The organism is Kitasatospora sp. NPDC008115, assembly GCF_042957205.1.
Lineage (GTDB): Bacteria > Actinomycetota > Actinomycetes > Streptomycetales > Streptomycetaceae > Kitasatospora.
The window spans coordinates 150,269-164,400 of sequence record NZ_JBIBHU010000006.1; the positions used below are offsets into that span (position 1 = coordinate 150,269).

Annotated in this window: 13 protein-coding genes; 10 read left to right on the forward strand and 3 right to left on the reverse strand. The window is 74.1% G+C overall.

Going from position 1 to position 14,132, the window contains the following annotated elements:
• Positions 1–33: 33 nt before the first annotated feature.
• On the forward strand, positions 34–855 hold the full coding sequence (locus tag ACFZBX_RS10280) for a lipase family protein (RefSeq protein ID WP_391532793.1): 822 nt from the start codon (positions 34–36) through the stop codon (positions 853–855).
• Positions 856–878: 23 nt separating this feature from the next.
• Here the strand turns inward: ACFZBX_RS10280 and ACFZBX_RS10285 are convergent, their stop codons facing one another.
• Positions 879–1,745 (reverse strand): alpha/beta fold hydrolase, encoded by an 867-nt coding sequence (locus tag ACFZBX_RS10285; RefSeq protein ID WP_391532794.1) that lies wholly within the window; start codon positions 1,743–1,745, stop codon positions 879–881.
• Positions 1,746–1,833: 88 nt separating this feature from the next.
• A complete protein-coding gene (locus ACFZBX_RS10290) occupies positions 1,834–3,036 on the reverse strand; it encodes a CapA family protein (RefSeq protein WP_391532795.1) in 1,203 nt (400 codons plus the stop codon).
• 210 nt (positions 3,037–3,246) lie between these two features.
• On the opposite strand from ACFZBX_RS10290, the gene ACFZBX_RS10295 reads away from it, so the two are divergent.
• The 9 genes from ACFZBX_RS10295 (at position 3,247) to ACFZBX_RS10335 (ending at position 12,571) form a co-directional block, all read left to right on the forward strand.
• A complete protein-coding gene (locus ACFZBX_RS10295) occupies positions 3,247–5,112 on the forward strand; it encodes a peroxidase family protein (RefSeq protein ID WP_391532797.1) in 1,866 nt (621 codons plus the stop codon).
• 128 nt (positions 5,113–5,240) lie between these two features.
• Complete coding sequence (locus tag ACFZBX_RS10300; RefSeq protein ID WP_391532798.1) at positions 5,241–6,203, forward strand: formylglycine-generating enzyme family protein; 963 nt, start codon at positions 5,241–5,243, stop codon at positions 6,201–6,203.
• Between the two features lie 83 nt (positions 6,204–6,286).
• Positions 6,287–6,853, forward strand: a complete 567-nt coding sequence (locus ACFZBX_RS10305; protein WP_391532800.1) for a PadR family transcriptional regulator — start codon at positions 6,287–6,289, stop codon at positions 6,851–6,853.
• Between the two features lie 197 nt (positions 6,854–7,050).
• Positions 7,051–8,625: a sulfatase gene (locus ACFZBX_RS10310; RefSeq protein WP_391532801.1), complete on the forward strand. Its 1,575-nt coding sequence runs from the start codon at positions 7,051–7,053 to the stop codon at positions 8,623–8,625.
• A gap of 27 nt (positions 8,626–8,652) precedes the next feature.
• Positions 8,653–10,029 (forward strand): MFS transporter, encoded by a 1,377-nt coding sequence (locus tag ACFZBX_RS10315; protein ID WP_391532803.1) that lies wholly within the window; start codon positions 8,653–8,655, stop codon positions 10,027–10,029.
• Between the two features lie 9 nt (positions 10,030–10,038).
• Positions 10,039–11,478 carry a sulfatase-like hydrolase/transferase gene (locus tag ACFZBX_RS10320; protein ID WP_391532805.1) on the forward strand — a complete coding sequence of 480 codons (1,440 nt, stop codon included), beginning with the start codon at positions 10,039–10,041 and terminating at the stop codon, positions 11,476–11,478.
• Between the two features lie 6 nt (positions 11,479–11,484).
• Positions 11,485–11,865 (forward strand): YidH family protein, encoded by a 381-nt coding sequence (locus ACFZBX_RS10325; protein ID WP_391532807.1) that lies wholly within the window; start codon positions 11,485–11,487, stop codon positions 11,863–11,865.
• Positions 11,862–12,134, forward strand: coding sequence for a DUF202 domain-containing protein (locus tag ACFZBX_RS10330; protein ID WP_391532809.1), 273 nt, complete (start codon positions 11,862–11,864; stop codon positions 12,132–12,134). The genes ACFZBX_RS10325 and ACFZBX_RS10330 overlap by 4 nt, the downstream gene beginning before the upstream one ends.
• Positions 12,135–12,259: 125 nt before the next feature.
• Positions 12,260–12,571 carry a hypothetical protein gene (locus tag ACFZBX_RS10335; protein ID WP_391532811.1) on the forward strand — a complete coding sequence of 104 codons (312 nt, stop codon included), beginning with the start codon at positions 12,260–12,262 and terminating at the stop codon, positions 12,569–12,571.
• A 65-nt stretch (positions 12,572–12,636) separates the two neighbouring features.
• On the opposite strand, the gene ACFZBX_RS10340 is transcribed toward ACFZBX_RS10335, so the two are convergent.
• Entirely contained in the window at positions 12,637–14,079 is a 1,443-nt protein-coding gene (locus ACFZBX_RS10340) for a DUF6519 domain-containing protein (protein WP_391532812.1), read from the reverse strand.
• Positions 14,080–14,132 lie beyond the last annotated feature (53 nt).

Consider the following 14,132-nt stretch of genomic DNA (forward strand, 5'->3'; position numbering starts at 1 on the left):
GTCCCACCCTTCAACCCGACAGGAGCGTCCCCCGTGGCCGTACCCACCACCTTCGACCAGCGCGCGACCGGCTTCGGCCTCCCGCTCGCCTACAACCTGGCCAAGGCCGCCGACCTCGCCTACAAGGACGAGGCCACCATCGAGGCGCAGGCCCGCGACTGGGGCTTCGAGACCGTTCGCCACCACCGCACGGGCTTCACCCCGCCGTTTCCGCTCCAGGACACCCAGGCCTACACGATGGCCGGGGAGCACATGATCGTCACCGCGTTCCGCGGCACCGAGGCCCAGCAGATCCGCGACTGGCTCACCGACGGCACCACCCCGCCGTGGCCCGGGCCCGCCGGCACCGGCTACGTCCACTACGGCTTCGCGGAGGCCCTGGACTCCGTCTTCCCCGACGTCGCCAAGACCCTCGCCGACCTGCGCACCGGCGGGCAGAGCGTCTGGTTCACCGGCCACAGCCTCGGCGGGGCGCTCGCGATGCTCACCGCCGCCCGGCTGAGCCTGGAGGACCCCCGGCTCCAGGCCGACGGCGTCTACACCTTCGGCCAGCCCCGGACCTGCGACCGCCTGCTCGCCGCCGCGTACAACAAGGGCCTCCAGGGCCGCACCCACCGCTTCGTCCACGACAACGACATCGTGCCCCAACTGCCCCCGGAGCCGGCCTTCACCCATGTGGAGATGCTGCACCACATCGACTCGGCCGGCCGCGTCCGGGAGCGGGCCGGGCTGGCCGCGGGCCTGACCGACCGCGCCAAGGGCCTGGGCGCCGCCGCCTTCTCGCCGGACGGCGAGGGCGTCCGCGACCACCTGATGCGCAACTACCTCGCGGCCCTGGAGAAGGCACTGGGCTGACCCCCTCCCGGACGGCGTGGGACCTACGTGACGTCAGGGGTCAGGAAGCCGTCGACCAGCGCCACGAAGCGCCCGGGCTCCTCCACCCACGGGCGGTGGCCGGACTCCGCGAGGACCTCCAGCCGGCTGCCGGGATGGGCGGACGCCGCCGCGCGGGCCGGTGCCGTGCCGACCATGCCGTCCGAGGCGCCGGCCACCACCAGGACGGGCGTCCGGGCGGCGCCCAGCCGCGCGACCCGTCCGGCGAGGGTCCCCGGACCGGCCGATCCGGCGTAGAAGGCCTCCCGCAGCCACGGGTGGGGGGACGCGTAGTGCGGCGGGTACTCGGCGAGGCGCTCCTCGCTCCAGCGGTGCCAGAAGAACGGCAGCACCCGGCGTTGCAGCGCCGCGAGTTCACCGCCCGTCCGGCCGCCGCACGCCAGCAGCCGGTCCGCCTCCGCGGCGTCGGCGTACCAGGGCTCGGCGGACCGGGCGGCCCGCAGTCGCGCGAGTTCCGCTTCGTCGACCTCGCGCCCGGCCCGGCCGACCGGGGCGACCAGCACGGCGCGACGCGCCCGGCCGGGGAAGGCCGCCAGGTACTCCTGGGCGGTGAGGCAGCCGGCCGAGTGCGCCAGCAGGTCGAAGCGCTCCAGCCCCAGGTGGAGGCGGAGCGCCTCCAGGTCGCGGGCCTGTTCGACGAACGACACCGTCCGCCGGTCCGCCGGGACCCCGGACCGCCCGGCCGCCCTGGCGTCCGCCGGCACCAGGCGACGCCGCCGGTCGAGGCCGCCGAGGTCGCCGAGGTAGCGCAGGTCCGTCCCCGGTCCGCCCGGCAGCACCACCAACGGCTCGCCCTCGCCGCGCACTTCGTACCAGATCGGGCAGTCGTCGTAGGACCGGAAGCTCGGCATGATCGCCAGCCTTCCACGGCCCCGTCGGACCGCCCGCCGAATCCTCGTCCAATCAGCTGATTCCGGCGTCTTTGTCGTTATCCGATCGTCATTTCTCCTGGGGGGCCATGGTCAGCCCGGCCGAGGCGGCGCCGCGGCTGAGCACCACCGTGCGGATGTGCTCCAGGGCGCGGGCGTAGTCCGCGCGGCCGGGGTCGCGGCGGGCGGCCTCCCGGAGGTCGAGGACGCGGTAGGGCGGGCCGAGGTCGGTCACCTGGGGGATGAACTCGGCTTTGGCGACCGTCCACCGCTGCCCGGGAGCGGCGGGCGGGGCGAAGGTGAACCGGGCGATCGAGCTCCAGTTGCCGCGTGGATCCTCGGCGCCGTCGTAGGTGAACATGTGGCCGGCGAGCTGGTCGCCGAGGCCGTACACGGTCCAGGTGCCGTTGATCTTCTCGTAGGCCTGCGGGATGTGGGCGTGGGTGCCGAGGATCAGGTCGATGTCCGGTCCGCCCCCGGCCTGCCCGGTGTCCGGCCCGGCGGTCAGCTCGCGGGCGAGCGTCACCTGTTGGTCGTTCGGGGTGTCCTGCCACTCGGTGCCCCAGTGCAGGCTCACCGCCACGACGTCCGCACCGGCCGCGCGGGCGGCGCGGGCGTCGGCGAGGATCCGGTCCCGGTCGATCAGGTTCACCGCCCAGGGGCGGTCCGCCGGCAGCGGGATGCCGTTGGTGCCGTAGGTGTAGGCGAGGTGGGCCACGGTGGCGCCGCCGGCCCGCAGCAGCGCCGGCCGGCCGGCCTCGGCCTCGTCGCGGGCGGAGCCGGTGTGCGCCAGGCCGACGGCGTCCATGGCGTCGAGCGTGCGCCGGATGCCGGCGGCGCCGTCGTCGAGGGTGTGGTTGGAGGCGGTGTCGCAGGAGGTGTACCCGGCGTCCTTGAGGGCCCGGGCGACCTGCGGCGGCGACTTGAACGCCGGGTAGCCGGTGAACGGGCCGCCGTCCGGGCCGTAGACGGTCTCCATGTGACAGATGGCGAGGTCGGCGCCGCTGATCAGCGGCGCGACGCCGGCGAACATCCGGCCGAAGTCGTAGCCGTCCCCGCCGGCGTCCTCCGCGGCCTGCCGGATGATCTCGGTGTGCGGCAGCACGTCACCGGTGGCGACCAGGGTGAACGCCCGCGGCCCGGTCGGGGACGCGGTGACGGTGGGGCTCGGTTCCTCGCCCGCCGGCGGCGGAGCGGCGGGGGAGCCGCAGCCGGCGGCGGCGAGGAGCAGCGGGACGGCCGCCGCGATGACCGGTCGGCGGGGCAGGCGCATGGTCGACTCATCTCATGATCGGAAAGTGTGACCGACCTTCCGACTATGCGCCGCGCCGAAGCCTCCCCTTCGGTCCCACACTCCGACGTCACCCGGGGGCCGCACCCGACTGCCGCACGGCGCGCGGGCGGGCGGGCGCGCTCCTATCGTGGAAGTCACTCGTTTACAGAGCATCATCACCGTGCGTCACCGCACCTCCGGAGGGTCGCCATGGCCACGCCCCGCAACGCGCGCCGTTCCGCGCCCGCCCCGAACGGCGGCGGATACCGCACGTCACTTCCCTGGCGGCTCCTCACCGACGCCGCAGAGTACGTCGACCGGCGCTTCGGGTGGGACAGGCTGCCGGTCCTGCCGGGCCTGCTGACCCTCCTCGGACTGCGGATCAGACTGCGGCAGCGGAACCTGTACGACACCGGGCAGCTGCCCTCCGTCGACCCGCCCACCGCCGGGCCGCCGTCGGCGGGCCACCGGGTCAACCGGACCGCCGACGGCAGCCACAACGACCTCGGCGACCCGGCCATGGGCATGGCGGGCACCCGCTTCGGCCGCAACATCCCGCTGGACCGGATCGCCCCGGCCACCGCCGAGGACGTGCTCTCCCGGCCCAGCCCCCGCGAGGTCAGCCGCGCGCTGCTCACCCGCCACGAGCTGGTCGCGGCCGAGACGGTCAACTCGCTGGTCGCCGCCTGGCTGCAGTTCATGATCCGCGACTGGTTCAGCCACGGCACGAGTCCCGTGGAGCGCCCCTGGGAGGTGCCGCTCCTGGACGACGACCCCTGGCCCGAGCGGCCGATGCGGATCATGCGGACCCCGGACGACCCGACCCGGGACCCGCAGGCGCCCGCCGGGACCCCCGACACCCGGGTCAACGTCTCCTCCCACTGGTGGGACGCCTCCCAGGTCTACGGGAGCAGCGAGGAGGAGCAGCGGTTGCTGCGCACCGGGGAGTCGGGCCGGCTGCACGTGTGGGACGACGGGCGGCTCCCGCCGTCCGCGGACCCGGCCCGCGACCCGTCCCGTGTCCCCGGCTTCTGGCTGGGCCTGGCCATGATGCAGCAGCTGTTCGCCCGGGAGCACAACGCGATCTGCGACCACCTGCACCGCGCCTACCCGGGCTGGGGCGACGAGGAGCTGTTCCAGCGGGCCAGGCTGGTCAACGCCGCGCTGCTCGCCAAGATCCACACGGTGGAGTGGACACCCGCCGTGATCAGCCACCCCACGACCGTCGCGGCCCTGCGCGCCAACTGGTGGGGCCTCGCGGGCGAGCGGGTGCACCGGCTCTTCGGCCGGATCAGCGGCAGCGAGGTCCTCAGCGGCATCCCCGGCGGCGAAACGGACCACTACGGCGTGCCGTACTCGCTCACCGAGGAGTTCGTCGCCGTCTACCGGATGCACCCGCTGATCCGCGACGACTGGCACCTGCGCTCCGCCACCGACGACGCCACCCTGCGGCAGTGCACCTTCCGCGACCTGGCCGGCCCCGACGCCCTGAAGGTGCTGGCCGCCGTCGGCCCGGCGGACCTCCTCTACAGCTTCGGCACCCTCCCGCCCGGCCTGGTCACCCTGCACAACTTCCCGCGCTTCCTCCAGGAGTACCAGCGCCCGGACGGCAACCTCCAGGACCTCGCCGCCACCGACATCCTGCGCAGCAGGGAACTCGGGGTCCCCCGCTACAACGAGTTCCGCCGGCTGCTGAGGCTGCGGCCCGCCCGGACCTTCCGGGAGCTGACCGGCAACCCGGAGTGGGCCGAGGAGATCGAGCGGCTCTACGAGGGCGACATCGAGAAGGTCGATCTGACCGTCGGCATGTACGCGGAGAAGCTCCCCGCCGGATTCGCCTTCAGCGACACCGCGTTCCGGATCTTCGTCCTGATGGCGTCCCGCCGCCTGAACAGCGACCGGTTCTTCACCGAGTACTACACCCCCGAGGTCTACTCCAAGGCCGGCCTGGCCTGGATCGACGACAACACGATGGTCACCGTCCTGCTCCGCCACCACCCGGAGCTGCGCACGGCCCTGGCCGGCCTGACCAACGCCTTCGTCCCGTGGCACCCCGCCACCACGACGGCGCACTGAGGACGGACCGGCGGCGGGGGCTCGGGTTTCCTTGGCTCGGTCTTCCTTGGCTCGGGTCACCGGCCTATGTACGTTAGAACATAGGTGCCCGAGGCGACAGGGCCAGGCCCGCAGAAAAGGACCCGAGCATGACCGAATCCACCGCGCCCGCCCGCTGCTGCATGCCGTCCGGAGGGGGCACGGCGGCGCTGGCCGTCCCGCCGCCCCTGCCGTCGCCGCGGGCGGGCGCCGCGGGCGGCGACGACGGGATGGTGCTGCTGCCCGGCGGCGAGTTCCTGATGGGCACCGAGGACGCCGAGGGGTTCCCCGGCGACGGGGAGGGGCCGGTGCGCCCGGTCAGGCTGAAGGCGTTCCGCATCGACACCCGCGCCGTCACCAACGGGCGGTTCGCCGCGTTCGTCGCCGACACCGGGTACCGCACCGAGGCCGAGCGGATCGGCTGGTCCTACGTCTTCGCGTCCTTCCTGCCCGCCGCGCTGCGCCGCGGGGCCCCGCGCCCCGGGCGGACGCCCTGGTGGTGCGGGGTGGAGGGCGCCGCCTGGAACCGGCCGGAGGGCCCGGGCAGCGACGTAGGGGAGCGCGGCGACCACCCGGTGGTGCACATCTCCTGGAACGACGCGGCGGCGTACGCGGCCTGGGCCGGCAAGCGGCTGCCCACCGAGGCGGAGTGGGAGTACGCGGCGCGCGGCGGCCTGGAGCAGGCGCGCTACCCGTGGGGCGACGAGCTGGACCCGGCGGGGGAGTACCGCTGCAACATCTGGCGCGGCACCTTCCCGGCGAGGAACACCGCCGCCGACGGCCACCGCGGCACCGCGCCCGTCGACGCCTTCGAGCCCAACGGCTTCGGGCTGTACAACGTGTCCGGCAACGTCTGGGAGTGGTGTGCCGACTGGTGGACCACCGACCACCCGGCCGAGCGCCCGCTGGTCGACCCCGCCGGCCCCGCGGCCGGCACCGACAAGGTCATCCGGGGCGGCTCCCACATGTGCCACCGCTCCTACTGCAACCGCTACCGGGTGGCCGCGCGCACCGCCAACACCCCGGACAGCTCCAGCGGGCACTCGGGCTTCCGCTGCGCGGCGGACGCGTGACGAGTGCGGACCGGAGTCTTGACATCCGGCTACCGCCGGGTAAACCTGTGGGGCATAAGTTCCTTAGAACATAGGTGCCGCCCATGCAGCTCGACTATGTGATTCTCGGGGTGCTGACCCTGCGCCGGCTGTCCGGCTATGACCTGCGTCGCTGGATGGACGGGCCGGGCCGCTTCATCGGCTACGGGGTCCAACTCCCGCACATCTACCGCCGGCTGGCCAAGCTCGTCGAGCGCGGCTGGGCGGACTTCGAGGTCGACCCGCGCGAGGGCCGGCCCGACGCCAAGGTGTACCGGCTGACGGAGGAGGGCCGCGCGGCCCTCCTGGAGTGGGCGCGCTCCCCCTTCGTGCCGTCCCCGCGCGCCAAGGACCCCGACTTCACCCTGCGCTTCTTCTTCGCGGGCCAGCTCGGCCCCGAGATCGCCCTGGACGTGGTCAACACCGAGCTGGAGTACCGGCTCAAGCAGCACGCCGAGGCGGGTGCCATGCCGCTGCCCGACGCCTACGACCCCCAGATCCCCGAGCTCGACGGCGCCTGGGCCCGTGAGGTCCACACCATGGCCCACGAGCACGGCTTCGCCTTCGGGGCCGCCCACATCGCCTGGCTCCAGCTCACCAAGGCCCGCCTGGAGGCCCGGCTCGGCCGCTGAACCGCGGCCCGCCGCGCCCCCGCGCGGCCACCCTCCCCCCGGTCGCGGTACCCCCGCGCGGCCACCCCCTCCGGTCGGCACACCCTCCTCCGGCCGCCCCCCGCACCCCCTTCGCACCCACCGGTCGTCCGGCGCCCCCCGCCGGCCGCACCGGTGCGGACCCCTGCCCCGCTCCTTCCCTTCCCCGGAGTCCCCTCATGCGCATCATCTACATCGACGTGGACACCCTCCGCGCCGACCACACCACCCCCTACGGCTACCACCGCCCCACCACCCCCAACCTCCAGGCGCTCGCCGAGAAGTCGGTCGTCTTCGACCGCTACTACTGCTCCGACTCGCCCTGCCTGCCCTCCCGCACCGCCCTGACGAGCAGTCAGTTCGGCATCACCAACGGTGTGATCGGCCACTTCGGCCCCGCCGCCCAGTTCCGCGTCGACTCCGGCCACGGCCCCGAGCCCGACCGCCTCCTGCTCGGCCAGGTGCTCGGCTTCGGCGGCCACTACACCGCCGCCGTCTCGGTGTTCGCCGAACGCCACCGCGCCTACTTCTTCCACGCCAACTTCCGCGAGTCCATCCGCGCCACCGCCCGCTACGGCGACGAGGAGGCCCAGGACGTCAACCGCGCCGCCGTCGACTGGATCCGCCGGCACGCCGAGGACGAGAACTGGTACCTGCACCTCACCTACTGGGACCCGCACACCAACTACACCCAGCCCGCCGAGTGGACCGAGAAGATGGCCGCCTCCGGGCCCGTCCAGGAGTGGCCCGACGAGGAGACCATCGCCGCCCACGCCGAGATCTACGGCCCGCGCAGCGCCCTCGACCTGCACTACTCGCTGACCGGCGACGGCACCTCCCCGGTCCCGCACAACATGCCCGAGGCCATCCGCTCCCGCGCCGACTTCGAGCACCTGATCAACGGCTACGACGGCGCGGTCCACTACTGGGACCACTACTTCGGCCAACTGATGGCCACCCTGGAGGAGCTGGGCATCGCGGAGGAGACCGCGGTGATCGTCAGCGCCGACCACGGCGAGTCCTTCGGCGAACAGGGCTCCTACGCCGAGCACGGCCTCGCCAACGAGCCCACCCACCGGCTGCCGCTGGTCGTGTACTGGCCCGGCGTCACCGACCGGCTGCCCGCCGAGGCCCGGCGCAACGACGCGCTGCTCTACAACATCGACCTCGCCCCCACCCTCTGCGACCTGCTCGGCCTGCCCCTCCCGGCCGGCTGGCAGGGCACCTCCTTCGCCCCCGCGGTGCGCGGCGAGACCATCGAGTCGCGCCCCTACCTGGTCCTCGGCCACGGCGCCCACACCTACCAGCGCGCGGTGCGCACCCGCGACCACCTCTACATCCGCACCTACCACCCCGGGGCCTTCCGGGCCGAGTGGGAGCAGCTCTTCCACGTCACCGAGGACCCCCACCTCACCCGCGACCTGCTCGCCGACGAGCCCGAACTCGCCGCGACCATGCGCTCCCACCTCGCCGAATGGTGGAACGAGTACGCCGGCCGCCCAGGCAGCCTGCCCGACCCGATGCAGGCGACCCTCCAGACCGGTCCGACGTACTACAACGACCCCGTCCGCTACGCCCGCCACCTGCGGGACACCGGCCGCGAGCACCTCGCCGAGGACCTCGAAGCCCGCCTCACCTCCCTGAATGTGCCGGTCTCCTGGCACGCCCCCGACCGCCCGCGCGTCGCCGAGATCGCGGCCCGCTGGGCGACCCTGCTCCAGACCCGGGACCAGCGGTCCGTCCGGCCGAACTGACGCGCGCGCCACGCCAAGGGAGACCACATGACCGCCGAATCCTCGCCGCCCACCACGGTGACCGCGCCCTCCCCCTCCGCCACCGCCGGAAAGGGCACACCGGGCCGCTGGCGCCAACTCGGCCTGCTCAGCGGAGCGATGGCCACCGACAGCGGCGAGCACAGCGCCGTGTCGGTGCTGTTCCCCGCGATGCGCTCCGCCCTGAACCTGCCGCTGTCGGCCCTCAGCCTGCTGATCGCCCTGGGCAAGATCACCGGGGTGGTCTTCGCCCCGATGTGGGTCAGCCTCGCGCAGCGCTTCCCCCGCAAGTACATCCTGGCCGGCTGCTCCGGCCTGTGGGGCGTGTGGACCATCGCCACCGGCTTCGCCCAGAGCTATCTGCAACTGGTGGTGCTGTTCGGCATCGCCTCCATCGGCATCGCCGGCAGCGGCCCGCTGGTCAACGGCGTCCTCGCCGACCTCTTCGACGACAAGACCCGCGGCCGGGCGTCCGGCGTCCTCTTCGGCTCCATCGCCCTGTTCACCGCCGTCCTCGGCCCGCTGTTCGGCCAGCTCTCCCGGCTCGGCAACGGCTGGCGCTACGGGTTCTTCGTGCTCGGCACCATGCAACTGCTGGCGGGCTGCGCCATCCTGCTGTTCTTCAAGGACCCGGGTGTCGGCGGGTCGGAGCACCAGCTGGCCGCGCTGAGGACCGCGGCCGGCACCCCGCGCCGCCGTGCCTTCGACCGGGCGAGCCTGCGCCGGCTGGCCGCCATCCGCAGTTTCCCGCTGATGTGCCTCCAGCGCCTGCTCAGCGCCCAGTTCGTGATGGTCGCCTTCGGTGTGGTGTTCCTGGTCGACGCCCGCGGGTTCAGCAACGCGGACGCCTCGCTGGTGATCCTCCCCGCCGCGCTGTCCTACCTGCTCGGCACCCTCGGCGGCGGACTGGCCGCGGACCACGTGCAGCGCCGCTTCCCCCGCACCGGCCGCGTCGCCGTCCTGCAGATCGCGCTCCTGGGCTACGCGGTGGTCGCCTACGTCGCCACCCAGATCGCCTGGACCCAGCTCGGGGTCTACGCCCTCCTGCTCTCGGTGCTGGGTGTCCTCCAGGGCCTCCAGCCGTCGGTCAACCGGCCGGTCGTCATGGCCATCACGCCGCCGGAACTGCGCGGCGCCGCCTTCGCCTTCTTCCTCGGCCTCGAAGGGGTCGGCTGGGCCGCGATCACCCTGATGGTCGGCTTCCTCGGGGACACCATCGGACTGCAGGGCGCCTTCCTGTGGATGGTCGTCGTGGTCCTCCTGGTGAACGGAATCCTCGCCACCCCGCTCTACCGGACCTACGCCCGGGACGTCGCCGCCGTCCAGGCCGAGCTGGACCGCCGCGCCGGCGACAACCGGCAGCCCTCCGACGGAACGCAGAACTAGGAACCGCACATGACCCAGCGTCCCAACTTCGTGATCTTCATGCCCGACCAGTTGCGGGCCGACGCCGTCGGCGCGTTCGGCAACCCGTACGTCAGCACCCCCCACCTGGACGCCCTCGCGGCCCGCGGCACCACCTTCAACCAGGCCTACGTCCAGCACCCGGTCTGCTCGCCGAGCCGGGCGTCCATCCTCACCGGCTGGTACCCGCACACCGCCGGCCACCGCACCCTCACCCACCTGCTCAAGGAGCACGAGCCCAACCTGCTGCGCATCCTCAAGGACGCCGGCTACCACGTCACCTGGGCCGGCGCCCGCGGCGACACCTTCGCCCCGGGCGTCACCGAGGCGAGCGTCCACGAGTACGGCTTCTCGACCATGCCCACCATCGGCTACGGCGGCGACTACCCCGAGGGCGTCTGGTCCCGGCTGTTCTACCGGGGCCTGGTCCCCGACGACGGGCGGATCGACCCGGACGAGGCCGCGATCCGCTCCGCCGAGCGGTGGCTGGCGGTCCCGCCCGAGGAGCCCTGGGTGCTGTTCGTGCCGCTGGTGGCGCCGCACTGCCCGTTCCAGATCGAGGAGCCCTGGTTCTCCCAGGCCGACCGGGACGCCCTCCCCGACCCCGCCGCCCCCGGCGACCCGTCCGGCGAGCCGCGCTACATGCGGGCCATCCGCGAGCGCTACGGCATCGGCGAGGTCACCCCGGAGCAGTGGCGCGAGGTGATGGCCACCTACTACGGGATGATCGCCCGCCTCGACGACCAGCTCGGCCGGGTGATGGGCGCGGTCGCGGACGCCGGCGCCGCCGACAGCACCGTGACGCTGTTCTTCGCCGACCACGGCGAATACCTCGGCGACTACGGGCTGATCGAGAAGTGGCCCTCCGCGATGCACGACTGCATCACCCGCGACCCCCTGATCATCAGCGGCGGCGGCTTCGAGGGCGGACGGGCCAGCGACGCCATGGTGGAGATGGTCGACGTGCTGCCCACCGTGCTGGAGCTGGCCGGGGTCGAGGCCCCGCACCGCCACTTCGGGCGCAGCCTGGTCCCGCTGCTGCGCGACCCCGCCGCCCCGCACCGCGAGTACGCCTTCACCGAGGGCGGCTTCACCGTCGAGGAGGAGCCGCAGATGGAGCGTCCGGGCTTCCCCTACGACCTCAAGGGCGCCCTCCAGCACGAGGACCCGGAACTGGTCGGCAAGGCCGTCGCCGTCCGCGACCGGGAGTGGACGTACGTCTGGCGGCTCTACGAGGCGCCGGAGCTCTACCACCGTGCGCAGGACCCGCAGGAGCGGGTCAACCTGGCGGGCCGGGCGGAGCACGCCGGGACCGAACGGCGGCTGCACGACGCCGTGCTGCGCTGGATGGTCGAGACCGCCGACATCATCCCGCCCACGCCGGACCCCCGCCTCCCGCAGGTGGCCCTGCCCGCGCCCGGCAACCGGTAGCCCGCGGTGCCCGGCACGCCCCGCGACGGCCGTCGTGCCACCCCGTGGTACGAGCAGGGCGAGGAACCGGACTACCGGTTCTCGCTGGCCAACGAACGGACGTTCCTGGCCTGGTTCAGGACCGGACTCGCCCTGATCGCGGCGGCGCTCGCCGTGGCCCAGTTCGTCCCGCCGCACGCGCGGGGGACGGCGGGGGCGGTGCTCGGCGCCGTGCTGGCGGTGGTCGGCTCCCTGCTCTGCGCGACGGCCTGGTTCCGGTGGCGCGCCGTCCAGCGGGCGATGCGCCACCAGCGGCCCCTGCCGCAGAGCCGGATGCTGCCGGTGCTGGCCGTCGGCGCGGCGGTGGCCGGTCTCGGCCTGCTCCTGCTGATCGTCCGGACGTCATGACGCCGCGCGATCCCGGGCTGCAGCCCGAACGCACCGCGCTCGCCGGGCGGCGGACCGCCCTGTCGGCGGTGGTCGCGGCCGTCCTGGCGCTGCGCGGCGCCCTCGCCCACCGGAGCGTGGCCGAGGCGGCGGCGGGCGTCCTGCTCCTCGTGGTGGCGGCGCTGTCCGTCACCACGAGGGCGGGCATCCGGGTCAGGCAGCTCGCGATGGCGGCCTGCGCGGCCGCCGCCGGCCTGCTGATCGCCGCGCAGTACGCACCGCGCGTCTGACGGACCCCGGTCCGGCTATCCTCCTTCGTCCCGGGACCGTCGCCGGGCCGGCGACGCGCCGCCCGCCACCCGGCCCCAGGTCCGCACCCGAACGTTCCCGAACGTTCCCGAAGGAAGGACAGACCGTGGCCCTCCCCAGGAAGGGATCGCGCCGCATCGTCGTCGACGGGGTCGAGTACCGCTGGCGGGTGAGCAGGCCGCACCTGTGCTGCGACTACGAGGGCGCCACCCTGGGGTACGCGGCGGAGGACGCGCTGCGCCCGGGGACGACGCTGGTGGTGGAGACCGGGCGGCGGGCCGTGCTCGACCCGGAACGGGTGCCGGAGGAGGTGATCCTGCCGGGCGAGGTCGCCGCGGGCATCCGGGCCGCGCGGTCGGCGGGCTGGACACCCGGTTCCGACGGGTCGCCGTTCAAGCTGCACCTGTCCGCCTGTTAGCCGGACCGGGCCGGGCCGGGACCGCCGACGGCGGCTCGGGCCCGGGCGTGTGCTCGCGCTCGGGTTCAGGAAGGGGTGGGGGCCGTCAGCGGGCCGAAGGTCCGCCGGAGGTCGGTCGCCGAGGCCGGGCCGGTCACCCAGGCGAGCGGGGCGTGGTGGAGCCGGATTCCGGCCGGGGGTTGGAGCAGGGCCTCGCCCGCCGGGTTGCGCGGCCACTCCGCCTCCCCGGTCGCGGTGCGGGCCGGGACGAGCCAGTAGTCGCCCCGGGTGTACGCGCCGCCCGGCCCGAAGTACACCTGGACGCCGTCCTCCAGGTCGAGCCAGACCCCCTCCCGGAGCCGCAGCGCGCCGCCGGACAGCGGCAGGGCGTCGCGGCCGCGGGGCGCCCGGTGGTCCCACCGGCGCAGGTAGGGGTGACGCTCGGGCAGCCGCCCGGCCTCCGGCCCCGGTTCGGCGGACAGCCGCACCCGGCGGCCCGGCAGGTCGGTCTCCTCCACCTGGAAGAGGTCCTGGAGCGGGTCCGCCGGCCCGCCCCGGCTGACCGACGCGCTGTCCGTGACCTCGACCCAGTCGCCGACCGTGAGGCCGGACCTGTCGTCGTCGCCCAGCGTGGTGAGGTCGACCCAGACGCCCTCGATCGAGGTGATCGGCAGGACCACCGAGCCGTTCTCCCGGGACCACTTGAACGTGGCGTCGCACCCGGCCGAACCGCCGTGGTGGACCTCCACCCGGTACAGCTGGTTCTCCGGGCCCCGGTAGGCGGCCTCGGGATGGGCCAGGCAGGGGTCCTCGCTCGCCCGCTCCGGCCGACGGGCGCGCGCCGCCAGCCGGGCGGTGGGCCGCTCGCGGGGTTCGGCCCAGGCGTCGAAGGCCTCCCGCACCCGCGACGCGCCGTCGCCGGAGTGGCCCAACTCGGCGCCGGGCAGGGCGAGTACCTGCCAGACGACCTTCGCCCTGGCCGCCGTGTCGGGCATCGCCGCACCGAGCGCGACCTCGCGGATCTCCGGGTCCTCGACCGCGGTGACGCTGCGCTCCCAGACCTTCAGGTAGACCAGGAACGGGAACTCGCCGGGCAGCCGGTCGCCGGGGCGCTCCTGGTCCCGGTAGGCGTCCGGCTGGTCCCAGTACGTCCAGCCGGCGGGCTCCTGGGGGAGGTCGCCCCGGTCGAGGTGGTCTCCGCCGTCGCCTCCGTCCTCGTCGGGGGCGGCGAGGCCGGGCTCGGGCCGGCGGGCCTCGCACAGGATGCCGTCCACGTAGTACCGGCCGTCGCCGATGACGAGGTCGTCCACGTCGTGGTTGCCCGGCACATGGCCGATCGCGAACCCGGCGGCCGCCGCCGGCCCGCCGTGACGGCCGATCAGGTCGGCGGCGAGCGTGCGCAACTGGTACCGCTCGATCGCGGCCTGCTCGTTGGCGTCGGCGTCGAGCTGGACCCGGCCCTGCTGGGTCAGCACCGCGGAGTAGTGCTTGCCGGGCCGGAAGGTCAGGCGCGAGAAGTCTGCGTGCACGGTTTCCCTCTCACAGGAGATGACGGGGGCGGGAGCGGGTCAGGAGCGGCGGG

Coding starts and splice junctions, on each gene's coding strand:
- ACFZBX_RS10305 (WP_391532800.1), top strand. CDS start 6,287: ATGCAGCTCGACTATGTGATTCTCGGGGTGCTGACCCTGCGCCGGCTG.
- ACFZBX_RS10315 (WP_391532803.1), top strand. CDS start 8,653: ATGACCGCCGAATCCTCGCCGCCCACCACGGTGACCGCGCCCTCCCCC.
- ACFZBX_RS10290 (WP_391532795.1), bottom strand. CDS start 3,036: ATGCGCCTGCCCCGCCGACCGGTCATCGCGGCGGCCGTCCCGCTGCTC.
- ACFZBX_RS10285 (WP_391532794.1), bottom strand. CDS start 1,745: ATGCCGAGCTTCCGGTCCTACGACGACTGCCCGATCTGGTACGAAGTG.
- ACFZBX_RS10295 (WP_391532797.1), top strand. CDS start 3,247: ATGGCCACGCCCCGCAACGCGCGCCGTTCCGCGCCCGCCCCGAACGGC.
- ACFZBX_RS10320 (WP_391532805.1), top strand. CDS start 10,039: ATGACCCAGCGTCCCAACTTCGTGATCTTCATGCCCGACCAGTTGCGG.
- ACFZBX_RS10300 (WP_391532798.1), top strand. CDS start 5,241: ATGACCGAATCCACCGCGCCCGCCCGCTGCTGCATGCCGTCCGGAGGG.
- ACFZBX_RS10310 (WP_391532801.1), top strand. CDS start 7,051: ATGCGCATCATCTACATCGACGTGGACACCCTCCGCGCCGACCACACC.
- ACFZBX_RS10330 (WP_391532809.1), top strand. CDS start 11,862: ATGACGCCGCGCGATCCCGGGCTGCAGCCCGAACGCACCGCGCTCGCC.